The sequence below is a fragment of the Nesterenkonia aerolata genome, from assembly GCF_031470965.1.
GTDB lineage: Bacteria > Actinomycetota > Actinomycetes > Actinomycetales > Micrococcaceae > Nesterenkonia > Nesterenkonia aerolata.
Window position 1 is genome coordinate 64,804 of sequence record NZ_JAVKGR010000008.1, and the last position, 22,126, is coordinate 86,929.

Consider the following 22,126-nt stretch of genomic DNA (forward strand, 5'->3'; position numbering starts at 1 on the left):
TCAGTGGCCACAGCTTTCCGCGCCACTGCCTCCGGGTACCGCGCCGATCTGCAGAAGCATGAGCGCCGTCTGCTCAGCACACTCTGCGCCGACGTCGCCGAGATCCTCGAACGACGAGCTCAGGAGATCGCCTCGCAGGCAGAGGAAGGCTCCCGTGCAGATGCTCAGCCGCAGACAGGTGAGGACCACGAGGCTGACTCGCTGTTCGCGCATTTCTCCGCCGAGCTGGCCGGTCTCGACTCTCAGGCCCCCTTGCCGCCGCCCGCGGACCCCGTCGCCCAGCGCCTGCTTCCTGCGGCCTCCGAGGACCCTGACGACGCCGAGCAGCTGCGCCGGCTGACCGAATCCTCCCTGCGGGAATCCCATCTGGCGGATCTGCGCACTGCCCGGATGCTGCTGGAGAGCGCCCCGTTATCGGTGCCGGAGGCAGCCTCGGCCTCGTTCGGCCGGGCGCTGAACGCTGTGCGGCTGACGTTGGCCACGCGTTTGGGCATCGAGACCGAGGACGACGCCGCGCAGGTACACCGCCGCGGTGCCGGTCAGCAGCCCGAAGACGCCCAGCAGTTCATGGCCGAGGTCTACACCTTCATCACCTGGTGGCAGGAGTCCCTCTTCGAGGCCATGCTGGAGCACCTGCCCGAGAGCACGGACGACGAGGAGGGCGCTGACCAGTGACGACGCTGCCCCCTCCGCCCCTGAGCGGACTGCCGGTGGACGCCCCGATCGGCATCTTCGATTCCGGCGTCGGCGGGCTGACCGTCGCCCGCGCGGTGCTGGACCAGCTGCCGCACGAGAACATCGTCTACATCGGTGATACGGCCCACGGACCCTATGGGCCGCTGCCCATCGCCAAGGTCCGTGCCCACGCGCTGGGGGTGATGGACGAGCTCGTCGACGCCGGGGTCAAAGCCCTGGTGATCGCCTGCAACTCAGCCTCGGCGGCGGTGCTGCGGGATGCGCGGGAACGCTACACCCGGCGCCGGGGGATACCCGTCGTCGAAGTGATCCAGCCGGCGGTGCGCCGAGCTGTGGCCGCGACGCGCAACGGGAAGATCGGGGTCATCGCCACCGAGGCCACGGTGAGCTCCCGGGCCTATGAGGACACCTTCGCCGCGGCTCCGCATCTGGAGATCACCAGCGCGGCCTGCCCTCGCTTCGTCGAGTTCGTCGAGCGCGGGATCACCGCCTCGGCGGAGCTCCTGGCCGTCGCTGAGGAATACACCGCGGCCCTGCGTCAGGCTGAGGTGGACACTTTGGTGCTGGGGTGCACGCACTACCCCCTGCTGACCGGCGTGCTCTCCTATGTCATGGGTGATGCGGTCACCTTGGTCTCCTCCGCTGAGGAGACCGCCAAGGATCTCTTCCGGGCGCTGACACAGGAGTCGCTGCTCCGAGACCCGGCGGGGGAGAGCCCCGCGGCTGCTCAGCTGTCCGGCGAGGGGGCCTCCGTGGGCAGTCTTCAGTCGTCGGCCTCGGCCAACACCTTCCTCGCCACCGGTGATGCGCAGTCCTTCCAACGCCTGGCCCGGCGCTTCCTCGGCCCGGAGGTCGCCGCCGTCGAGCACATCGCCCACGTCACCGAGCGGTATCCGACCGGGCTGATACCGCGAGTCAACGCACCGGCCGTCGCGGGTCCCTCGGGCGGGCGGGACGATGACGCACCACAGGCTCAGCACCCCGGTGGCACGCCGCCGGAGCACCGGACGAGAGATGAGGGGTTGTCACACCCACGATGGAACTGACGATCATCGGATGCAGCGGGTCCTTTCCGGGCCCTGAATCTCCTGCCTCCTGCTATCTGCTCACCGCTGAGCACGAGGGGAAGACCTGGCGGGTCATCCTGGACCTCGGCAACGGCTCCCTGGGCAAGCTCCAGCAGCACATGGCCCTGGAGGATCTCGACGCGGTCTGCCTGAGCCATCTGCACCCGGACCACTTCATGGACCTCTGTGGTCTGCACGTGGCCATCCGGTGGCGCCCCGGCGGCTGGCCCGGGATCCACGTGCCCGTCTTCGGACCCTCCCACACGGCTGAACGCATCGCCTACGCCTACGGCCTGGACCCGGACCCGGGGATGCACCCCGACTTCGATTTCCGCACCTGGCAGCCCCGGACCCCGGTGACGATCGGGCCATTCACCATCACCCCGGTGCCGGTGCGTCATCCCATCGATGAGGCCTATGCGCTGCGTGTGGAGACCCTTGGCACCGACGGCAGCGTCCGGGTGCTGACCTATTCCGGTGACACAGATGCCTGTGACGGTTTGGTCGAGGCGGCCCAGGGCGCCGATGTCTTCCTCTGCGAGGCGGCCTTCGAAGACGGTCGGGACGATCACATCGACGGAGTGCATCTGACCGGTGCCCGGGCCGGTGAGATGGCCGAGCGTGCCGGAGCCGGGCGGCTGCTGCTGACCCATATTCCGGTGTGGACCTCCCAGCAGGTCCTGCTGCGTCATGCCAGGCAGAGCTTCGCCGGTGACCTCGCCGTCGCCGTGGCCGGAGTGACGTATCAGGTGGGAGGTGCCCCTGGGCGGCAGACGGCTGACACACCGCCGGAAGCACTGTGACGATGAGCCGAACGAGGAAACAGGATGAGGAGACGATGACTACCACCCCAGAAGCCGCTGCCCCGCAGGCCGGTAGCGGAGCGGCCCGCCAGGACGGCCGGGCCGTCGATGAACTGCGTGAGGTGCGCATCCACCGCGGCTGGTCCGCACAGGCCGAGGGGTCTGCGCTGATCGAGTGCGGTGCTACAAAGGTGCTGTGCACGGCGTCGTTCGAGACCAGCGTGCCGCGGTGGCTGAAGGGACGCGGCACCGGGTGGGTCACCGCTGAGTATGCGATGCTGCCCCGGGCCACCGGTACCCGCTCGGCGCGGGAATCGGTGAAGGGCAAGATCGGCGGCAGGACGCACGAGATCTCGCGGCTCATCGGCCGCTCCCTGCGTGCCGTCGTCGAGACGAAGGCCCTCGGGGAGCACATGATCACAGTGGATTGCGACGTCCTGCAAGCCGACGGCGGCACCCGCACAGCGGCGATCACCGGGGCCTACGTCGCTCTGGCCGATGCCGTCTCCTGGGCTCAGGAACAGGGGCATGTGCCGGCTCGGGCGACGGTGCTGAAGGATTCGGTGGCCGCGGTCTCGGTGGGGATCCTGCCCGATGGACGTCCGGTGCTCGACCTGCCCTACATCGAAGACTCCACCGCCGAGACGGATATGAACGTCGTGGTCACCGGCTCCGGTGACTTCGTGGAGGTTCAGGGCACTGCCGAGGGCGCGCCGTTCCGCCGTGCGGAGCTCGATGCCCTGCTCGATCTCGCCGTGCGCGGCACCGCGGAGCTCACCCGGATCCAGCAGGAGGTGCTGGCCGGATGAGCGGTGCGGCTGAGCAGCGGGCAGGCGACGGCAGCCACCATCGGCGCGCGGCCGAGAGCGGGGCCCGGCTGGTGTTGGCCACCCGGAACCTCGGGAAGGTCCGGGAGCTGCGGGCGATGCTCGCCGAAGATCCTGACCTGGCCGAGGCCGGGTGGACGCGCGAGACCCTCGAGTCGGCGGTGGTGGATGCCGCGGCGTTGGGCTGCGCCGAGGTCCCCGAGACCGGTGTGACCTTCACCGAGAACTCCCTGCTGAAGGCCCGCGCTGTGGCCGAGCAGACCGGAGTGCCTGCCGTCGCCGACGACTCCGGGCTCGCCGTCGATGTGCTGGGCGGAGCACCGGGGATCTTCTCGGCGCGCTGGGCCGGCGCGCAGGCCTCCGACGCCCGGAACATGGCGCTTCTGCTGGAGCAGCTCATCGAGGTGGGCCCTGAGCATCGTTCGGCGGCCTTCGTCTGTGCGGCGTCGCTGGTGACTCCGCAGGGTACTGAGACCACCCACCTGGGTCGGCTGGAGGGCACCTTGCTGTCGGCCCCGCAGGGTGACGGCGGCTTCGGCTATGACCCGATCCTGCAGCCGCTGGGGGAGCAGCGTTCCTGCGCGGAGCTGGGTATGGCGGAGAAGAACGCCATCTCCCACCGTGCCAAGGCCTTCAGCGCCCTGCGTCACGACGTCGTCTCCGTGCTCCTGGGCCGGGACGTGCCCGGGCCGCGCGGTGGCGGCCTGCCGGGCCGTCCGGACTGAGAGCCGGGCTGCGTGGTGAGCCTGGACTTCACCGCCGTCGATTTCGAGACGGCCAATGGGTTCCGCGGATCCCCGTGCTCGGTGGGGATGGTGCGCGTACGCGATGGTGTGGAGGTCGAGACGCTGTACCGGCTGATGAGACCGCCGCAGGGTTTCGACCGGTTCGATCCGCAGAACGTCGCGATCCACGGCATCGAGCCGGCCGATGTGGTGGCCAGTCCACGGTTCAGCGAGCTGTTCCCCGAGCTGATGGACTTCCTGGGCGGTGACGACCTCGTCGCTCACAACGCCGTCTTCGACGTCGAGGTCTTCGAGTCCTCCCTGGAGGTCAGCGGACTCGACGCCCCAGGCCTGCGCGCCTGGTGTTCGGTGCAGCTGGCCCGCGCGGCCTATCAGCTGCCCTCCCACGCGCTGCCGCACGCCGCCGCGGAGGCCGGGCACCGTCTGACTGCCCACCACCATGCGCTCGCCGACGCCAGGGCCTGCGCGGCGATCGTAGTCGACGTCGCCGCCCGCCTGGAGACCGGCTCTGTGCAGGAGACCTTCGCCGCGGAATCGCTCGAGGCGGTGACGATGCCGTCGTGGCGGGCACCGAGGCCGCGAGAGTCCCGGGCGACCCGTCAGGTCCGTAGTCTCGGTCCGATCTTCGATGCGACGAATCCGGTGGTGGCTGATGCGGATCTGCCGGATCTGATGCGGTGGCAGGATGAGGGTCGGAACCCGGAGCCGAATGCCGAGGCGGACCCGGCGCACCCGCTGTTCGGTCAGCAGGTGGTCTTCTCCGGCACGCTGGCTGTTCCGCGCCCCCGAGCGAAGGAACTCTGCGCCGAGCGCGGCGCGCGGACCAGTTCACGGGTGACCGGTGGAACGACTGTGTTGGTGATCGGAGATGGATTCACTCTTGAGCAGTGGAACACCCCTGAGGCAGCGGTCTCCGCCTCAAGGGCGCCGAAGTCAGGATCTTCTACCGATGACGAGGCTGATCTGCCCTCCGCTGAATCCGTCAATGCTGAGCCGCCGTCGTCGCTGATGACACGGAAAGTCAGGGCTGTTCGGCGGCGGCAGGCAGTGGGACAGCGTATCACCATCATGGACGAAGAACTCTTTGAGCATGTGCTCTCAGGGGGCGGTGACATCAGCCCAGTCGGCAGCGAAGCCGCGCAGGCACGGATGTAGCTCCTGCGGTCCGTCAGACCCGAGCCGGAGGGTATGCCGCATTGAGGTGACCACGTGTTCGAGAGTCTCTACACAGGGATTCTCCGGCTGCTCCTGTCGGATCGGCCGGAGCACCTCGTCCACGTGCGCCGAGAGTCCGGGCTCCTCGGCCGACCCTGCCAGCTCATCGAGGGCGCTCACCAGCGCCGCAGCCCGGTCACGCAGCCCTTGGTCCCCCTGGGTCAGGCAGAGCGACTGGTCAGCCCAGCTGTGCAGCATCTCCAGTCCCATATAGGGGACGAAGGCCAGGGGCAGCACACGCAGGAGCGCATCGGCGGCCTGGGCCGTGGGCTGGGCCGGTGCACTGGGATAGTGCATCTCACCACTTGCCAGTCCTCGCAGGGACACTGTGCCGCTGCCCGGAGCGATCGAGAACTGGCCGTCCTCGAGTGCGGTGCTCAGTGCGGCATCCAGCCCCCGCGACGGCGGCTCCGGAGCGCCGTCGGGGAACCTGCCGGTGACCAGACGGTACCAGCGCAATGACCCCAACCACAGGCAGGCCAAAGGATCGGCGGCTACTCCGCGCCGTGACCAGTCCAGCAGTTCGAGGAGTCCGTCGGCGGCGCACAGCGCATGCAGCCTCTCGGCATCGAGGGCTGCGCCTGCCGGTGTCTGGACCGGCAGCAGCGCGTCCAGCAGGGCCGGGAACCGGCGGATGCGCAGGGCGTCGCGCTGCTCGTCATCGGGCCGGGTGTCGGTGTGCATCTGCCCAGAGTATCGGCCTGATCTGTCCAGAGTATCGGCCTGAAGGAACAGCCCCGAGCACCCGTCATGAGCTGCGCCCGGTGTCCGCGGCATCTTCGGCGGTCGCACGTCGATGTCAGTGCTCCCCGGTAGCGTGTCACCATGCGTTGGTTGCACACATCGGACTGGCATTTCGGCCGCGGCTTCCACGGCGCCTCCCTTGAGGAGGCCCACCGGCAGACGGTGGAGGCAGTCTGCCGTGAGGTCCAGGAGCAGGGCGTGGAACTCGTGCTCATCTCCGGAGACGTCTATGACCGTGCCCTGCCCCCTGAATGGGCGGTGCGGCTGCTTGAGGAATGCCTGACCCGATTGGTGCGTCTGGGCACCGAGGTCGTGGTGACCTCGGGGAACCATGATTCCGCCCAGCGGCTCGGATTCGGTGCGGGGCTGATGGCTCAGGCGGGCCTGCACCTGCGGACCCGGCTCGAGGATGCCTGGGCACCCGTGGAGCTCACCGATTCCGACGGCGTGCCTCTGCTGATCTACGGGATCCCCTATCTGGAGCCGACGCTGACCGCTCCGCTGCTGGGGCTGGAACAGGCCCACCATACGGCGGTGATCGGTGAGGTGGTCCGCCGGATTCGTCAGGATCTCGCGGCACGCTGTGCCGGGGGCGCGAGACCGCGGACCATCCTCATGGCGCATCTGTTCGCCGCCCACGGTGTCGGCTCGGATTCGGAACGGATCATCGGAGCCGAGGCTGTGGCCGGGGAGCGTCTTGAGCACAGCGAGGGCAGCGCCGGGGGATTGGCCGTGGTCCCGCTGGAGCTCTTCGAGGGATTCGACTACGTGGCCCTGGGACATCTGCATGGGCGCCAGCGTCTGAGCGAGACGGTGCGGTACAGCGGCTCCCCGCTGCGGCTCTCCTTCTCCGAGGTGCACCAGGCTAAGGGCGCATGGCTCGGGGAGACCGGGTCCGGTGAGTCCTGCGGGGCGGCAATGACGGTCTCGGCCGTGGATTGGCGTCTGGGCCGGCCGATGGCCGTGCTGGAGGGAACAATCGAGGAGGTCCTCGCTCCGGAGAGAGTCGCTGAGCATGCGCAGTCCCATGTACAGGTGACACTCATCGACGACGAGCGGCCGGTCCGGGCTCACCAGCGGGTGAAGGAGGCCTATCCTCACCTGGCGGTGTTCCGGCATCGCAGCCCTCTTGACCGTGTCCATCGCACCTATTCCCAGGCCGTGGAACGTGCCCGCACGGACTCAGAGGTGGTCGCCGGGTTCCTCGATCATGTGCGCACTCGGGCGGCGGATGAGGCAGAGACCCGGCTCATCACCGAGGCGCTGGATTCCGTCCGTGCGGCGGGAGCCAGTGGCCCTGCCGAGTCAGCAGATCCGGCAGAGACGACGGATGAGACCTCGCTGACGGATCAGACCTCACCAACGGAACAGAGCGGGTCCACGGCCTCCGACACGGACTCCGCACTGAGCAGGGAGGCGGCACGATGAGGTTCCACACGCTGCGGCTGACCGCCGTCGGCCCCTTCCCTGGTACTGAGATCATCGACTTCGATGCCTTGGGCGCTGATGGTCTGTTTCTGCTGCACGGCCGGACCGGCGCCGGTAAGACCACCGTTCTGGACGCCATCACCTTCGCCTTGTACGGGGAGGTCCCCGGGCACCGGAGGACTGCGGGCATGAAGTCTACGCATGCTCCGGCGGATCGGGAGCCTTGGGTGGAGTTGGAGTTCACCCTCGGGCAGGTCCGGTGGAACATCCGTCGGCGGGCGGCTTTCGACCGTCCCAAGAAGCGCGGCACGGGAACTGTCCGGGAGAACGCCAAACTGCTGCTGAGCCGTCGTGAGGGAGAAGACCTCGTGCCTGTCAGCGACAACATCCAAGGTGCCGCCGCGGAGATCCGGCAGCTGATGCCGTTATCGATGGCGCAGTTCACGAAGGTCATCCTGCTGCCTCAGGGCGAATTCGCCGAGTTCCTCCACGCGAGCAGCCTGGAGAAACAAGAGGTGCTTCAGAAGCTATTCGACACCCGCATCTATCAGGATCTGCAATGGCGGCTGGCTGAGGACGCCAAGGACTACCGACGCCGTGATGAGGAGCTCGGCACCCGGATCACCGAGCAGACGTCGATGCTGCGCGCGGCCGCCCAGGAGCTCCTGGCCAGTACCGAGCCGCCGAGCCCGGAGGGTGAGGAGACCGGAGACGAGGAACCGCCGGCTGCCACCTTCGATGCCGAGCTTCAGGAACACTCGGGCGTCGATCTTCTGGACGTGGTGGACAAGCGTGCCGCCGAGCGTGCCGAACAGGTGATCGCGGTCGAAGAGCAGGCCGCGGTGAGGAAGCGTGAGGCCGAAGTCCATGCCGCTGAACGAGCGGAGCAGCACCGCTGCCTGACCGCGTGGGAGCAATACCGTCAGCACAGCGCAGCGCATGAGGGAGCTCGGGAGCAGGTCGAGCAGGACCGCACGGCGGTCCAGGCCCACGCCGAGGCCGAAGAGCTCTCCCGCTGGTTCGATGAGGTCATCCGGCTCGCACGCCTCCGAGACCAGCGGCGCGAGGCCTCGACCCGGGCCGAGGAGGAGGCTCAGGCTCGTCTTCGCGCGCAGCAGGACATCACCTGGGAGTCTGCTGCTGATGAGGGACAGGGGTTCGATGAGGCCTTGACTGCGCTGGTCGAGCTGCGCGGGCGGCTGGGAGCGCAGCGGGCCCAGGAGCTCGAGGCGCAGCAGAGCACGCTGCAGCGCGAGGAGGGGCAGCTCGTCACCCAGTGTGAGGCGATGAACAACCAGGTGCAGGAGGTCACGAGCGCGGCACAGGCGCTGCGGGACGAGGTCTCGAGCCTGGAGGTTGAACCGCTCGAGGACGGGCCTTTCGAAGCCGACCAGGCGAGGCTGCGGCGCCGTATCGAGCACCTGGTCCGGCGTGCGGAGCTGATCGAGCGGCGAGATGAGCAGCTTCTCGAGCTGGAGCGGGCCGAGGCGGCCGCCCGTGAACAGACCGCCACAGTTCAGGCGGCCGAGCAGGAGCATCGCCGTCGTCTCCGAGTCCACCTGGCAGGTGTGGCCTCGCGGCTTGCCGCCGACCTCGAGGACGGAGAGCGCTGTGCGGTGTGCGGGTCCCGCGACCATCCGGAACCAGCGTCCCCGGAAGCTGAGGAGATCACCGCGGAGCAGGTCGAAGAGGCCTCGGACCTGCGCCGCAGCGCACAGGAGGAATCGGCACGTCGGCACGCCGCAGAGCAGGCGGTGCGCTCCCGGCTGACCGAACTCGAAGCTGCACTCGAGGCGGCCGATGACGGCACATCTGCTGAGCCTGGGCCGCGCGTTGCAGCTGAGGGGGAAGTCCCGGGCCTGCAGGAGGCCGAGGCCTCCGGTGACATCGACGTCGTCAAGGACGGACTCGCAGCGGCACGGGTGCACGATGAGCAGATCACCGCGCACCGGCACCAGCTCCGAGACCGACGTGAGCGACTCACCCAGGCTCGCACTGAGCTGTATGAGAGGGAACGTCGAACGCTGGAGCTCACTCACCGCACCGCATCGCTGGAGCGAGAACGTCAGGACACCCGCACCCGGATCGAGTCGATCGCCGAGACGCTCACTGAGCTTCGCGGCAGCCACCCCACCGTCACCGATCGGCTGCGTGCCCTGGAGAGCCTGCGGGAGACTCTCACGCAGGCCCAGCACGCCCGACGAGCCGCTGAGGATGCCGAGTCCCGGCGCCTCGACGCCGAGCGGACCGCGGCCGAGCGGCTCGCCGAGTCTCGTTTCTCAGATCACCAGCAGGCTGAGGCCGCCCGCCTCGACCCCGAGGAACTGGCGCGCCGCACCGATCGCGTCCAGGCCTACGATAGGCAGACCCAACGCCTACAGGACCGCGCCCAGTCCCCAGAGGTCCTCACCGGAGAACGGCTCACAGCCGAGGGAACGCCCGATCCCGGAGCCGCGGCCGTGACGGAGGCACAGGAAGCAGCAGAGGCCCGACGCCAAGATCATGAGGCGGCCCGGATGGATCGGCACGCCTTCGACCGACTCCGCACCGCCGTGCAGCGCACGGCCTCCCAACTGCGCAGCAGTCTCACCGCCCAGCAGCAGCTGGCCGAGGATCAGCGTCTGCGGGCGGAGCTGGCAGCCACACTCAACGGGACCGGACCGGAAAACACCCGCAGCATGACACTGACCAGCTACGTGCTCGCGGCCCGGTTGGAACGGGTCGCCGAGGCGGCGACTCGGCACCTCCAGACCATGTCGGACGGGCGGTACCGGCTCAGTCATGATGACACCGAATCAGGGCGTGGCCGGTTGGGACTGGAGCTGAAGGTCCACGATGAGCACAGCGATGTTGAACGTCCCACCTCTTCACTCTCCGGTGGAGAGACGTTCATGGCTTCCCTGGCGATGGCCCTGGGCCTGGCCGAAGTGGTCCAGTCTGAAGCCGGTGGCATCGGGTTGGACAGCCTGTTCATCGACGAGGGGTTCGGCTCTCTGGACGAGGAAACCCTTGAACATGTGATGAGTGCCCTGCACCGGCTGCAGGGCGAGGGCCGTCGGGTGGGGGTGGTCAGCCACGTCACCGAGATGCACCGGGCGATCCCGACCCAGCTGCGGATCGACAGTGGTCCCGGCGGCTCCACTACGCGAGCGGTCCTGCCGGTCAGCGGCTGAGAAACTCCACCACAGAACGCTTATACACCTGGGAGGTCAGCACGTTGACGTGGTTGCGGTCCGGCACCGAGACGAACTCCGAGACGGTGCCCGCGCCGCGGAGAAGATCGGTCAGCTCCGCAGCGTCGGCGGCGATTCGGTCCTGTTCTCCGGCGACCACCAACGTCGGAGAACCGGGGACCGAGGCGGACGGGGCATAAGGCTCCTCGGCGAGGCTCAGCAGCAGCTCCACCGCGTGGGGCACGTGCTGGCCGGGCAGCGCGGCGGCGGTGGGGATCACTGCCCGGGTCATCTCATGGGTGGGCAGCTCGCCGGTGCGGTACCACCGGCGAGCCTGCTGGGCGTCCAGGGCGCCGATGCGGTCGGTGGCGGGAGCGCCGCCCATGACCAGGGTCGAGATCAGTTCCGGCCGGGCGGCGGCGAGCTCCCAGCAGAGTCGGGAGCCCAAGGAATAGCCGTGGAGCTCGACCGGGCCCAGATCATCCAGCTGATCCGCCAGCTCAGCGGTGAGGTCCTCGCTGCGCAGACCACGTGGATCAACATCACCGGAGTCCCCATGGCCGGGCAGGTCGACGCAGAGCACACTGCGTTGAGTGCCCATCAGTGGGGCGATCCACCCGGTCTTGACCCAGTTGTACTGAGTGGAGGAGCCGAACCCGTGCACCAGCACCACCGGTGGAGCCTGCGGCGTGCGGTGCTGCCAGGTGTGCAGCGTGAGACCACCGGCGGTGCGTCGCGAGGTACGGGCCTCAGGCTGGGTGCGGGAGCCCTGGAGAGCGGGCATCGAACTCAGACGTCGAGCTGCAGGGACCGGCGTGTGGCTGCTGCGACCTCGTCGAGCAGGGCTGGCTCGTCGTTGAGGACGTGCCCGTAGGAGGGGACCATCTCGCGCAGCCGGGGGGTCCAGCCGGAGATCTGAGCGGGGAAGCACCGTTCCAGCAGTCGCAGCATGATCGACGGCGCAGTGGAGGCGCCCGGGGAGGCGCCGAGCAGGCCGGCGATGGTGCCGTCGGCGCCGGTGACCAGTTCAGTGCCGAACTGCAGCACACCCTTGCCCTTGTCGTCCTTCTTCATGACCTGGACGCGCTGACCGGCGGTGATCATCTCCCACTCGTCAGCATCGGCCTGCGGGTAGAACTCATGCAGGGCTTCCATCTTCTGCTTCTGCGACTTTGTGATCTCCTTGAGCAGGTAGGTCACCAGGTCCGTGTTGTGGGCCCCGACCTGCATCATCGGCAACAGGTTGTGCGGCCGTACGGAGAACGGCAGGTCGGTCAGGGAGCCGTTCTTGAGGAAGTTGGTGGAGAAACCGGCGTAGGGGCCGAACATCAGTGTGCGCCGCCCCTCGACGAACCGGGTGTCCAGATGCGGCACCGACATCGGCGGTGCCCCGACCGAGGCCAGTCCGTAGACCTTGGCGTGGTGCCGCTGGGCCACTGCCGGGTCCGTGGTCCGCAGGAACTTCCCGGAGACGGGGAAGCCGCCGAAGCCGCGGATCTGGGGGATGCCGGAGGACTGCAGCAGACCCAGCGCCCCGCCACCGGCCCCGACGAAGACGAACCGCGCCGAGACCCGGCGTTTCTCACCGGTGGACTTGTTCTTCACGGAGACGTCCCAGCGTCCGTCGCCGCCGCGGCGCAGCCCGGAGACCTCATGGTTGAAGTGCAGGTCCGTGCCGGCCTCGCCCAAGTAGCGGATCAGCTGGCGGGTCAGGGCGCCGAAGTCGACATCGGTGCCGGCCTGGAACTTCGAGGCGGCCACCGGCTGGCTGTCATCTCGGCCCTCGGTGAGCAGCGGTGCCCATTCGGCGATGGTCTCGAGGTCTTCACTGTGCTCGATGTCGGCGAAGAGCGGCTGGGTGCGCATCGCCTCGTAGCGGTCCCGCAGGTAGGCCGTGTTCTTCTCGCCCCAGACGAAGGAGATGTGGGGGAGAGCGTTGATGAAGCTGCGCGGGGAGCCCAGGGTCTTCTGCTCCACCCAGTGCGACCACAGCTGACGCGAGACGTGGAACTGCTCGTTGATGCCCTGGGCTTTGACGGTGGAGATCGTGCCGTCCGCACCTCGCGGTGTGTAGTTCAGCTCGCACAGGGCTGCGTGTCCGGTGCCGGCGTTGTTCCACGGGTCCGAGGATTCCTCGCCCGCCTGGTCCAGCGTCTCGAAGAGCCCCACCGACCAGTCCGGTTCCAGCTCCTGGAGCATTGCGCCGAGGGTGGCCGACATGATGCCGCCGCCGATGAGGACGACGTCGTAGCGGTGCCCGTCAGTGTTCGAGGATGCGTCGGCCACAGGGATCTCCTTGCCTAGTTCTCGCTCAGGGGCCGCCTCTGGATGCCGGCGACCACGTCATGACTCTACCCCTGCCCGTAAGGGCCGATGAAATCACTCATGGCGGTGCTGCCGCACCGCCGCGAGGCGCCAGCGCACGCCGCTCCCGGTCACACCGCGCCCCACCGGTCACCCTGCGCACCCCGGCCACACCGACACATCCTGGTGCGGTCCTCAGTCAGCGGCGGATATCTCGGAAGAGCTCGTGCAGCACCGGAGACATCGGGTAGTCGGAGATCTCACGGCCCAGGGCCAGTCCGGAGATCGGATAGGCCACGGGCAGGGCTGGTAGGTCCTCAGAGACATGCTCGGCGATCTCTCGGTAGAGCTCCGTACGCCGTTCCTCCGAGGAAGTTCTCCGTGCCCGGTCGATCAGCCGGCGCACCGTGGCGGAGTCGTAGTTGAACTCCTCGGTCTGGCGCCCGAAGAGAGGGCCGAGGAACGAGTTCGCGGAACGGTATCCGCCGTTGCGTCCCAGCAGATGCAGCGCACGGGCGTCATCGTTGAGCAACGTCTCCAGGTAGTCGTCCTCCCAGGCCACCGGTTTCGGTTCGATGACCAGACCCGCGGCGGTGAGATCTGCGGCGATGGCCGCGTAGATGGCTTCCGGCCGTGGCAGATAGCTGCGGGTGGCGTGCATCGGATAGTAGAACCGCAGCGGCTCGCCGTCGTAGCCGGCCTCCTCGAGCAGCTGCTCGGCCTCGGTCGGGTCATAGCCGTAACGCTCCACCGCCTCGGACTGGACGCCAAGCGCCGGCGGGGTGAACTGGTGGGCGGTGCGCGTGCCGTCGAGGAAGAACCGATCCACCAACGGGGTGCGATCGATGGCGTGGGCTACCGCCTGGCGCATGCGGAGGTCGTCGAGCACCGGGTGGTTGAGGTTGAAACCGATGTAGAGCACGGAGAACGGATCACGTTGCAGGATCAGCCGCCCGGACTGGACCAATGGGCGCAGATTGTCTGCGGTGATGTAGTCGTAGACGTCGAGACGCCCGCGCTGCAGCTCACGCAGCCGGTCGAAGGACCGGGGCAGTGCGCGGACCTCGACGCGGGAGATCTCCGGTGCGCCGTCCCAGTAGTCCTCGAACGCCTCGAGTGCGATCTCCGACCCTTCGCTGTCCTCGCTGGGCATCCATCGGTAGGCTCCGGTGCCCACTGGGCGGCGGGAGACGAGCCCCGGGTCAGTATCGGAGAGGACCTCGGGGGAGGCGATGCTGAAGGCGGGCATCGTCAGCGCCTGAGGCAGATAGACGATCGGTTCGTTCAGCGTCAGGATGACGGTGCGCTCGTCCTCGGCCTCTACAGAGTCCATCATGCAGGCCGGATCGTCGAGGAACCCGCCGAAGACGGAGACGAAGGCAAGGGTGGGGGAGCGTTCGATGTTGCCCTGTCCGTAGAGCTGGTCCAGGCGTCCCCATCGCTCGATGTTGGCCACCACGGCGGCGGCGTCGCAGGTGGTGCCGTCGTGGAAGAGGACCCCGTCGCGCAGGGTGAAGGTGTAGCGCAGACCGTCGTCCGAGACGTCCCACTCCTCGGCCAGCAGAGGGGCCGTGGAACCGGTGTCCCGGTCCACGCCGAGCAGGGTCTCGAAGATCTGCCGGCAGACCCGCTCGGTCTCGGTGTCCACGGAGAGAGCCGGGTCCAGAGAGGTCGGTGCCGAGACCCCTGCGATGACTAAAGGAGGGTCCTGCTCCGCGTCATCGGAAGCTAGGACGGTGCCGTTCGTCGGCTGTCCCGGTAGCGTCATTGTGGTCACCGCGCCGAGCCCGACGGCGGAGCTGACGCCCAGCATCGTCCTGCGGGTCATCGGTTCGCTCATGCGGGCTCCTGCGCCGAGGTGGGGCCGGTGATCTGTGGTGCGGGCGGGGGGACTTGAACCCCCACGTCAAAGACACTGGAACCTAAATCCAGCGCGTCTACCAATTCCGCCACGCCCGCTCCAGGCCGCAGCTCTGCGGCGCGGCACACCAGTCTACCGCAGGGCATCGGGTGTTTCGTCGGGACTTTCGCCCAGTGCAGCACCCGGAGGCGTGATCTCACGATATCGGCCCCGGCTGACACACAGCGGTGTCACGGGATGGGATCAGGCACCGAGCTTCTGACGCAGCCGAGCCACGTGACCGGTGGCCTTGACGTTGTACTGCGCCAGTTCCACGGCACCGTTCTCATCGACCACCACAGTGGAGCGGATGAGTTCTTCGGTGACGCGGCCGTAGTTCTTCTTCTCGCCCCAGGCGCCGTAGGACTCCGCGACGGCGTGGTCCTCGTCGCTGAGCAGCGGGAAGGTCAGGCCCTCATCCTGGGTGAACTTCTCGAGTTTGGCCACCGGGTCGGGGGAGATACCGAGCACGGTATATCCGGCGGCGTGCAGGGAGTCCAGCGAATCGCGGAAGTCACAGGCCTGAGTTGTGCACCCGGGGGTGGCTGCCTTGGGGTAGAAGTAGACGATCACCTTCTGTCCGCGCAGACCGCTGAGGGTGACGCTGCGTCCGGTCGCGTCCTGGAGGGAGAAATCCGGCGCGGCATCGCCGGTCTCGAGACGTGCGTTCATGCTGGTGGCTCCTTGCGTCGGGTCCTGTTCCCTGGGGTGAGTGCTGTGCTGAGTCCTGGGTACCTGTTCCACTGTAGGGCCTGGGCGGCCGTCGGGGGCGGGAAGCTGACTCATCGGTGTTATGGCTGGTAGTAGACCGGGGAGTCCGGCCCCAGCGGCAGATCGAGCCACATCCACCCCATCGTCATCGCCGTCCAGGCCAGGACGAACGCCACCGAATACGGCAGCATCGTGGCGACCAGCGAGCCGATGCCGATTCGGCGGTCGTACTTCTGCGCCACGGCGATGATCAGGGCGAAGTAGGTCATCAGCGGGGAGAGGATGTTCGTCGAGGAGTCAGCCACGCGGTAGGCCGCCTGGGTGAACTCCGGGGAGATGCCCAGCTGCATCATGATCGGCACCATCACCGGTGCGAGCATGGCCCACTTCGCCGAGGCCGAGCCGACGAACAGGTTGACCAGGGACACGAAGAGGATCAGCGCCAGGATCAGCGGGACGCCGGTGAGGTTGATCGAGTCGAGGAAGTCTGCGCCGACCACGGAGAGCAGCAGGCCGAGGTTGGACTCGGCGAAGTAGGCGATGAACTGGCCTGCGGTGAAGGCCAGGACCAGGAACACCGCCATTCCGGCCAGCGTCTTGGAGAGCTGGTCCACGACGTCCGTGTCGTTGCGGATGACCTTGGTGGTGATGCCGTAGACCAGGCCGGGGATGAAGAACGCGATGATGATCACCACCACCAACGAGTCCATGAACGGGGACTGGATGACCTCCCCGCCCTCTCCGCGCAGCAGTCCGTTCTCCGGGACGATCAGCAGCGCCAGCAGCGCCAGCGTGACCACCAGGGAGATACCGGCGGCGATCATGCCCTTCTTCTCCAGGCGAGTGATCGTCACCGCATCCTCCCCGTCCTCGATCACCCCGGAACCGGTCCAGCGGCCCAAGCGCGGTTCGACGATGAACTGGCTGACCAGGGTGCCGACCACGGTGAGCAGGAACGTCGAGGCGATGATGAACCAGTAGTTCATCGCTAGGTTCATCCCGTCGGCGTACTCGGGGTTGACCGTCGCGGCGGCCTCGATGGTCAGCTCGCCGAGCATGACGTCGGTGCCCGAGAGCAGCAGATTCGCGCTGAAGCCCGCGGAGACACCGGCGAATGCGGCGGCGATCCCGGCCAAGGGATGCCGCCCCAGCGCGACGAAGAGGATGGCCGCCAGGGGAGGCAGCACCACGTACCCGGCGTCGGAGGCCACCGAGGACATCACTCCGGCGAACACGATGCCGGCGGTGACCAGGAACTTCGGCACCGAGAGGATGAAGGACCGCAGCAGCGTGCCGATCAGCCCCGACTGCTCCGCCATACCGATGCCGAGCATGGTCGCCAGCACCACGCCCAGCGGGGCGAAGCCGATGAAGTTGTCCACCGCAGAGGTGAACATCCATTCCACGCCCTCGGCGGAGAGGAGGTTGAACACCTCGATGCGACCACCCTCGAGGGGGTCCTCCGCACTCACGCCCAGCTGCGAGAGCAGCCAGGAGAGGACGACGACGAACACCGCCAACAGGGCGAAGAGGGTCGCCGGATGGGGCAGCTTATTGCCGGCGAACTCGACGAGGTCGAGGAAACCCTGCAGGAGGCCGCGACGGCGATGCTGGCCGTTGGGTGCGCTGTCTGCTGTCCGGTCCTTCGTGGTGTCTGCCTCCGTGCTCTCTGCCTCGGTCAGGCGCGACGATCCGGTCTCAGACGTCAGGTGCTCGTCGCGCTCATCCGGTGTTCTGCTCATCGGTGCGGTACTCCCCAGGGTTCCTCCGCGGGCTGGTTATGCCCGTCTGTGAGGAGGCAGTCTACGTCACGCTGGGTTCGCCGCTCCCTCGGTGTGTCCTCGGTGTGGGTGCGTGAGGCTGGGGGAGGCGCGGCACATGATCTCTGCCACAACAGCCTGCTGACGGGGTGATCTGAGTTGTGACCCCTGGTCGCCGGTGCTAGAGTGATCTGTCGTTGCGCTGAGCGTGCGGCATTTTCCGATGGGCCTCTAGCTCAACTGGCAGAGCACTTGACTCTTAATCAATAGGTTCCGGGTTCGAGTCCCGGGGGGCCCACCACATCAGGTGACCCCGTCTCCACACCAGGAGGCGGGGTTTCGTCGTTAACACCGGTGATGTGCTGAAGGGGCTCACCTGTCTGGGGCGTGGTCACTGCGAGGCTTTGATTTCGGCGGCCTAGGCGCGGACTTCTTGGTCGAAGTTCAGGCACAGCCAGTCCTCACCTGTAGTGGTCTCCGGAGTCCACGCGAGGGCGCCTCCTTCGGCGGGTGCGATGAGTGTGCGCACGGTGGTGTGTGGGGTCTGTCAGATCGTGCCGATCAGGCGGTGGTCGGGGTCGGAGACTCCGTCGGCGCCTTCATGGAAGCATGTCGGTCCGGCCTGGGCGCCGGTGGTGTAATCGGTGAGCTCGCCGTCCGGTGACGGTCGCAGCCACATCGCCCGGGTGCCGTCCCATGCCTCGGCGCAGTCCCGGTTGGCCTGCTGGGCTGGTGCCGAGCCGCTCTCTCCATCGGCGAGTATCGCGGCGACGTCGAACTCACCCTCGAGGTGCTCGTCTCGGCCGTTGGGAAGTCGAGTCTGGCGATCGTTGAGTTCGTCGTCGGTGTATTCCGTCGGCCACCAGGTCAGGTGCTCGACGTCCTCTCGGTCCTCGGTGCGCTCCACGGTGTAGACCCCGTCGTGATATTCCGCTTCTTCTTCCTTCTGGAGTTGCTCCTGTTCGTGGCCGGAGAGACCCTCGGCGGAGGAGCCCTGGCCGGGTGGGGTGTCCTCAGCCTCCGAAGTGCTGTCTGATGAGTCCTCGGAGTCAGTGGTACATCCGCTGCTCAGCAGTGCGAGCAGGGCCAGCGATGCGGTGGTCAGCATGGTGCGCGTGATGATGACCGTCTCCTTTCATGGTTCCTCGGGTCCTACACGCGGTGGTGGTACTTCTTCTGTGCGGCCTGGGGGCTGACTCCCAGGGCGATTCCGATCTCCAGCCAAGTGATGCCTCGATGCCGGGCGTCGATCACCGCCTGGTCCACCTCTTGCTGGGCGCGATCGCCCAGGTGGACCGCAGCGCGTATCTTCGCGGTGGCGGCGGGTGTACGGGACTGCGCGGGGTTGACGTCGATGCTTTCTTCGAACCGCTTCGCAGCCTGTTCAGGGGTGAGGTGCTGAGTAGTGCTCATCTGCTTCCCCATCATCGCAGCACCGTAAGGGGCTCGGCGCATCGCACCGGCGAGCCGTCCTCACTCGCGGGGATTCGTCGGTGACCGACCCCTCACGGTATTGTGGCCCAGTCCGTGCCGTGCGGCAGGAACCGGCATCCTCGCAGATGCCGGAACGGGGTGTGGCGCAGTTTGGTAGCGCGCGCGCTTTGGGAGCGTGAGGTCGCAGGTTCAAATCCTGTCACCCCGACTGCGGCCGCCTATCGGTCCGCGGCACAACAGATCAGTCGTCTTTCCCTATTCAGGAGCCCTACGTGGTCAAGAGCACCGTCGAAAATCTGAACCCGACTCGAGTCAAGCTCACGGTCGAGGTGTCTGCCGAGGAGCTGGAGCCGAAGATCAAGGCCGCCTATAAGTCCATCGCGGAGCAGGTTCAGGTGCCCGGCTTCCGCAAGGGCAAGGTGCCGGCCCCGATCATCGACCAGCGGATCGGCCGCGAGTACGTCATCCAGACTGCCATCAACGACGGTCTGCAGGAGTTCTACCAGCAGGGCCTGGCCGAGGCCGAGGTCGAGCCGCTGTCCCGTCCCGAGGTCGAGGTCGACGAGATCCCGGACCCGAAGACCAACGAGGGCGTGCTGCGCTTCTCCGGCGAGCTGGACATCAAGCCCGAGGTGGAGCTGCCCGAGTACTCCGGCCTCGAGGTCGAGGTCGAGTCCCGCACCGCCGACGACGAGGCCGTGCAGAAGCAGCTCGATGAGCTCCGCGGCCGCTTCGGCACCCTCGTCGACGTCGAGCGTCCGGCGGCGAAGGACGACTTCGTCTCCATCGACCTGGTTGCCACTATCGACGACGAGCAGGTGGACTCCGCCGAGGGCCTGTCCTACCAGGTCGGCGCTGGGACCATGCTGGAGGGCATCGATGAGGCTCTGGAGGGTCTCTCCGCCGGCGAGGACGCGACTTTCGAGACCACGCTCAGCGGCGGCGAGCACTCCGGTGAGGCCGCCTCGGTGAAGATCACCCTGCAGGGTGTCAAGGAGCGTGAGCTGCCCGAGGCCGACGACGAGTTCGCCCAGATGGCCTCCGAGTTCGACACCATCGACGAGCTCATGGAGGACCTGCGCTCGAAGGCCGAAGAGGAGGTCGTCGTCGAGCAGGGCGTCGAAGCTCGAGACAAGGTGCTCGAGAAGCTGCTCAGCCTCGTCGAGGTCCCGGTTCCGGAGTCGGTCGTGGAATCCCAGGTGGAGCAGCACTTCTCCCAGGGCGGGCACAACGCCGGTGACGACCACGACACCGACGAGCACCGCTCGGAGATCGAGGAGCAGACCCGCGAGGCGTTCCGCAACGAGATCGTGTTGGACCTGGTCGCTGAGCGTGAGGAGATCGGCGTCGATCAGAACGAGCTGATCGAGTACATCGTCTCCACCGCCTCCCAGTACGGTATGGAGCCCAACCAGTTCGCCCAGATGCTCGACCAGGCCGGTCAGGTGCCGATGATCATGGGCGAGGTCCGCCGCCGCAAGGCGCTGGCCAAGGTCCTCGAACTGGCCGTGGTCAAGGACACCGACGGCAACGACGTCGACCTCTCCAGCTTCGTCACCCCCGAGGGTGATGACGAGGACGCTGAGGGTGCGGACGCCGAGGGCGTTGCCGAGGAGCAGGCCGAAGAGTCCGTCGAGGCGCAGGAGGCCGAGATGGCCGAAGCCGAGGCTCCGGAGCAGGACGCCGACGAGCACAAGTGACCCCTGTGCGCAGCTGAGCAGCGCATGATGAGGCGGGGCCGGGATCGTGATCAGCGATCCCGGCCCCGCTCGTCTCTGCCGAGTCCTCACCCACCCTGCGCCAACAGCGAACAGTGCCGGTCTCGCCCTGATCATCACGGCCTCACACAGTAATGTCGTGACAGAACCGCGGACCTCAGTACACGTGAGTGGAGGAACTTCCATGACGGATAACCAGCCCAGCATGACGACGGTGGATCCGGCGTCGCGCGAGGACTACATCTACAACAGGCTCCTGAAGGAGCGGATCATCTGGCTGGGTTCGGAGGTCCGTGACGACAACGCCAATGCGATCTGCTCGCAGATGCTGCTGCTCTCCGCCGAAGACCCTGAGCGGGACATCTACCTGTACATCAACTCACCGGGCGGTTCGGTGACCGCCGGTATGGCCATCTACGACACGATGAAGTTCATCCCGAACGACGTCGTCACCGTGGCCACCGGGCTGGCGGCCTCGATGGGGCAGTTCCTGCTCTCCTCCGGCACGCCGGGCAAGCGCTTCGCCACCCCGCACGCCCGTATCCTGATGCACCAGCCCTCCGGCGGTATCGGCGGCACCGAGTCGGATGTGCGGATCCAGGCACAGCTGATCCAGCACATGAAGCAGGTCATGGCCGAGCTGACCGCTGAGCAGACCGGGCAGGACCTCGAGACCATCCTCAACGACAACGCCCGTGACAAGTGGTTCACCGCTGAGGAGGGCCTGGAATACGGCTTCTTCGACAAGATCGCCGAGCGCTCCTCCGCCGTCTCCGGCGGCGGGGGCGTCTGATGATCCCCGGCCAGCGAGACGACGCCCACAGGACCACAGGAGCTGAATCCATGCATTTCGACCCCTCTCAGACCGCGCCGGAGATGCCTTCGGCCCGCTACATCCTCCCGCAGTTCGAGGAGCGCACCCCCTACGGCTTCAAGCGTCAGGACCCCTACGCGAAGCTCTTCGAGGACCGGATCGTCTTCCTCGGCAGCCAGGTCGATGATGCTTCCGCCGATGACATCATGGCCCAGCTGCTGGTGCTGGAGTCGATGGACTCCGAGCGGGACATCACCCTCTACATCAACTCTCCCGGCGGTTCCTTCACCGCGATGACCGCCATCTATGACACGATGCAGTTCATCCGCCCCCATGTGCAGACCGTCTGCCTGGGCCAGGCCGCCTCGGCGGCTGCTGTGCTGCTGGCCGCCGGAACTCCGGGCAAGCGCCTGGCACTGCCCAACGCTCGGGTGCTGATCCACCAGCCGGCCATGGGTGGCCAGCGCGGGACGGCCACAGACCTGCAGATCCAGGCTGACGAGGTGCTGCGCATCCGCCAGTGGATGGAGCAGATCCTCGCCGAGCACACCAAGAAGACTCCACAGGAGATCAGCGACGACATCGACCGCGATAAGTTCCTCTCGGCCGCACAGGCCGAGGAGTACGGCCTGGTCGATGAGGTGCTGAACTCGCGCAAGCTGCCCGTCTGAGGGTCTGTGACACGATGAGAGGCCCGCTCTGCGGGTCCGGTGCGGCGTCGACGTCGGTAACTCTCCGGCGTCGACGCCGTCTCTGTGTCATACCCCTGGAGTACTCTGGAGTGGT

General features: G+C 67.3%; 19 protein-coding genes and 3 tRNA genes. 13 read left to right on the forward strand and 9 right to left on the reverse strand.

Annotated elements, in window-relative coordinates; translation table 11 throughout:
* The first annotated feature begins 3 nt into the window (after positions 1–3).
* Genes RIL96_RS08150 through RIL96_RS08175 form a run of 6 tightly spaced genes read left to right on the forward strand, consistent with a single transcriptional unit; the run spans position 4 to position 5,294 of the window.
* On the forward strand, positions 4–675 hold the full coding sequence (locus tag RIL96_RS08150; RefSeq protein WP_310548519.1) for a DUF2017 family protein: 672 nt from the start codon (positions 4–6) through the stop codon (positions 673–675).
* Positions 672–1,742 (forward strand): glutamate racemase, encoded by a 1,071-nt coding sequence (murI, locus tag RIL96_RS08155; RefSeq protein ID WP_310548520.1) that lies wholly within the window; start codon positions 672–674, stop codon positions 1,740–1,742. Before RIL96_RS08150 ends, murI begins: the two co-directional genes overlap by 4 nt.
* Positions 1,733–2,566 (forward strand): MBL fold metallo-hydrolase, encoded by an 834-nt coding sequence (locus RIL96_RS08160; RefSeq protein WP_310548521.1) that lies wholly within the window; start codon positions 1,733–1,735, stop codon positions 2,564–2,566. Before murI ends, RIL96_RS08160 begins: the two co-directional genes overlap by 10 nt.
* A 35-nt stretch (positions 2,567–2,601) precedes the next feature.
* A complete protein-coding gene (gene rph / locus RIL96_RS08165) occupies positions 2,602–3,375 on the forward strand; it encodes a ribonuclease PH (protein ID WP_310548522.1) in 774 nt (257 codons plus the stop codon).
* Entirely contained in the window at positions 3,372–4,118 is a 747-nt protein-coding gene (gene rdgB / locus RIL96_RS08170) for an RdgB/HAM1 family non-canonical purine NTP pyrophosphatase (RefSeq protein ID WP_310548523.1), read from the forward strand. Before rph ends, rdgB begins: the two co-directional genes overlap by 4 nt.
* A 15-nt stretch (positions 4,119–4,133) precedes the next feature.
* Positions 4,134–5,294, forward strand: a complete 1,161-nt coding sequence (locus RIL96_RS08175) for a 3'-5' exonuclease (RefSeq protein ID WP_310548524.1) — start codon at positions 4,134–4,136, stop codon at positions 5,292–5,294.
* Here the strand turns inward: RIL96_RS08175 and RIL96_RS08180 are convergent.
* The gene (locus RIL96_RS08180) at positions 5,238–6,038 is read right to left on the reverse strand and encodes a hypothetical protein (RefSeq protein WP_310548525.1); all 801 of its coding nucleotides are present in this window, start codon (positions 6,036–6,038) and stop codon (positions 5,238–5,240) included. The two genes, RIL96_RS08175 and RIL96_RS08180, sit on opposite strands and share 57 nt — an antisense overlap.
* A gap of 141 nt (positions 6,039–6,179) precedes the next feature.
* Between RIL96_RS08180 and RIL96_RS08185 the strand changes: the two genes are divergently transcribed.
* Both RIL96_RS08185 and RIL96_RS08190 read left to right on the forward strand, forming a co-directional pair.
* On the forward strand, positions 6,180–7,526 hold the full coding sequence (locus tag RIL96_RS08185; RefSeq protein WP_310548526.1) for an exonuclease SbcCD subunit D: 1,347 nt from the start codon (positions 6,180–6,182) through the stop codon (positions 7,524–7,526).
* Positions 7,523–10,699, forward strand: coding sequence for an AAA family ATPase (locus tag RIL96_RS08190; RefSeq protein WP_310548527.1), 3,177 nt, complete (start codon positions 7,523–7,525; stop codon positions 10,697–10,699). The genes RIL96_RS08185 and RIL96_RS08190 overlap by 4 nt, the downstream gene beginning before the upstream one ends.
* Here the strand turns inward: RIL96_RS08190 and RIL96_RS08195 are convergent.
* From RIL96_RS08195 to RIL96_RS08220, 6 genes are all read right to left on the reverse strand, one after another.
* Positions 10,689–11,483, reverse strand: a complete 795-nt coding sequence (locus RIL96_RS08195; protein WP_310548528.1) for an alpha/beta fold hydrolase — start codon at positions 11,481–11,483, stop codon at positions 10,689–10,691. The genes RIL96_RS08190 and RIL96_RS08195 overlap by 11 nt on opposite strands.
* A gap of 5 nt (positions 11,484–11,488) precedes the next feature.
* Entirely contained in the window at positions 11,489–12,985 is a 1,497-nt protein-coding gene (locus RIL96_RS08200) for a malate:quinone oxidoreductase (protein WP_310548529.1), read from the reverse strand.
* Positions 12,986–13,202: 217 nt separating this feature from the next.
* Positions 13,203–14,843 (reverse strand): ABC transporter substrate-binding protein, encoded by a 1,641-nt coding sequence (locus tag RIL96_RS08205; protein ID WP_310548530.1) that lies wholly within the window; start codon positions 14,841–14,843, stop codon positions 13,203–13,205.
* A 35-nt stretch (positions 14,844–14,878) separates the two neighbouring features.
* Positions 14,879–14,962 (reverse strand) — tRNA-Leu (locus tag RIL96_RS08210).
* 145 nt (positions 14,963–15,107) lie between these two features.
* Positions 15,108–15,575 carry a thioredoxin-dependent thiol peroxidase gene (gene bcp / locus RIL96_RS08215; RefSeq protein ID WP_310548531.1) on the reverse strand — a complete coding sequence of 156 codons (468 nt, stop codon included), beginning with the start codon at positions 15,573–15,575 and terminating at the stop codon, positions 15,108–15,110.
* A 119-nt stretch (positions 15,576–15,694) separates the two neighbouring features.
* Complete coding sequence (locus RIL96_RS08220) at positions 15,695–17,356, reverse strand: AbgT family transporter (protein ID WP_310548532.1); 1,662 nt, start codon at positions 17,354–17,356, stop codon at positions 15,695–15,697.
* A gap of 243 nt (positions 17,357–17,599) precedes the next feature.
* Between RIL96_RS08220 and RIL96_RS08225 the strand changes: the two genes are divergently transcribed.
* Positions 17,600–17,675, forward strand: a tRNA-Lys gene (locus RIL96_RS08225).
* Between the two features lie 246 nt (positions 17,676–17,921).
* Here the strand turns inward: RIL96_RS08225 and RIL96_RS08230 are convergent.
* Together RIL96_RS08230 and RIL96_RS08235 are read right to left on the reverse strand one after the other, a co-directional pair.
* The gene (locus RIL96_RS08230; protein WP_310548533.1) at positions 17,922–18,482 is read right to left on the reverse strand and encodes a hypothetical protein; all 561 of its coding nucleotides are present in this window, start codon (positions 18,480–18,482) and stop codon (positions 17,922–17,924) included.
* 44 nt (positions 18,483–18,526) lie between these two features.
* Positions 18,527–18,787 carry a hypothetical protein gene (locus RIL96_RS08235; RefSeq protein ID WP_310548534.1) on the reverse strand — a complete coding sequence of 87 codons (261 nt, stop codon included), beginning with the start codon at positions 18,785–18,787 and terminating at the stop codon, positions 18,527–18,529.
* 155 nt (positions 18,788–18,942) lie between these two features.
* Between RIL96_RS08235 and RIL96_RS08240 the strand changes: the two genes are divergently transcribed.
* From RIL96_RS08240 to RIL96_RS08255, 4 genes are all read left to right on the forward strand, one after another.
* Positions 18,943–19,016 (forward strand) — tRNA-Pro (locus RIL96_RS08240).
* Positions 19,017–19,080: 64 nt separating this feature from the next.
* On the forward strand, positions 19,081–20,508 hold the full coding sequence (gene tig / locus RIL96_RS08245; protein WP_310548535.1) for a trigger factor: 1,428 nt from the start codon (positions 19,081–19,083) through the stop codon (positions 20,506–20,508).
* Positions 20,509–20,710: 202 nt separating this feature from the next.
* The gene (locus RIL96_RS08250) at positions 20,711–21,319 is read left to right on the forward strand and encodes an ATP-dependent Clp protease proteolytic subunit (protein ID WP_310548536.1); all 609 of its coding nucleotides are present in this window, start codon (positions 20,711–20,713) and stop codon (positions 21,317–21,319) included.
* Between the two features lie 50 nt (positions 21,320–21,369).
* Positions 21,370–22,011 carry an ATP-dependent Clp protease proteolytic subunit gene (locus RIL96_RS08255; RefSeq protein ID WP_310548537.1) on the forward strand — a complete coding sequence of 214 codons (642 nt, stop codon included), beginning with the start codon at positions 21,370–21,372 and terminating at the stop codon, positions 22,009–22,011.
* Positions 22,012–22,126: the final 115 nt, after the last annotated feature.

What these genes read in the sequence shown, in the direction of transcription:
- RIL96_RS08160 (WP_310548521.1), top strand. Translation starts at nt 1,733, where the DNA reads ATGGAACTGACGATCATCGGATGCAGCGGGTCCTTTCCGGGCCCTGAA.
- rph (WP_310548522.1), top strand. Translation starts at nt 2,602, where the DNA reads ATGACTACCACCCCAGAAGCCGCTGCCCCGCAGGCCGGTAGCGGAGCG.
- rdgB (WP_310548523.1), top strand. Translation starts at nt 3,372, where the DNA reads ATGAGCGGTGCGGCTGAGCAGCGGGCAGGCGACGGCAGCCACCATCGG.
- RIL96_RS08180 (WP_310548525.1), bottom strand. Translation starts at nt 6,038, where the DNA reads ATGCACACCGACACCCGGCCCGATGACGAGCAGCGCGACGCCCTGCGC.
- RIL96_RS08185 (WP_310548526.1), top strand. Translation starts at nt 6,180, where the DNA reads ATGCGTTGGTTGCACACATCGGACTGGCATTTCGGCCGCGGCTTCCAC.
- RIL96_RS08190 (WP_310548527.1), top strand. Translation starts at nt 7,523, where the DNA reads ATGAGGTTCCACACGCTGCGGCTGACCGCCGTCGGCCCCTTCCCTGGT.
- RIL96_RS08195 (WP_310548528.1), bottom strand. Translation starts at nt 11,483, where the DNA reads ATGCCCGCTCTCCAGGGCTCCCGCACCCAGCCTGAGGCCCGTACCTCG.
- RIL96_RS08205 (WP_310548530.1), bottom strand. Translation starts at nt 14,843, where the DNA reads ATGAGCGAACCGATGACCCGCAGGACGATGCTGGGCGTCAGCTCCGCC.
- bcp (WP_310548531.1), bottom strand. Translation starts at nt 15,575, where the DNA reads ATGAACGCACGTCTCGAGACCGGCGATGCCGCGCCGGATTTCTCCCTC.
- RIL96_RS08220 (WP_310548532.1), bottom strand. Translation starts at nt 17,356, where the DNA reads ATGAGCAGAACACCGGATGAGCGCGACGAGCACCTGACGTCTGAGACC.
- RIL96_RS08230 (WP_310548533.1), bottom strand. Translation starts at nt 18,482, where the DNA reads ATGCTGACCACCGCATCGCTGGCCCTGCTCGCACTGCTGAGCAGCGGA.
- RIL96_RS08235 (WP_310548534.1), bottom strand. Translation starts at nt 18,787, where the DNA reads ATGAGCACTACTCAGCACCTCACCCCTGAACAGGCTGCGAAGCGGTTC.
- RIL96_RS08250 (WP_310548536.1), top strand. Translation starts at nt 20,711, where the DNA reads ATGACGGATAACCAGCCCAGCATGACGACGGTGGATCCGGCGTCGCGC.
- RIL96_RS08255 (WP_310548537.1), top strand. Translation starts at nt 21,370, where the DNA reads ATGCATTTCGACCCCTCTCAGACCGCGCCGGAGATGCCTTCGGCCCGC.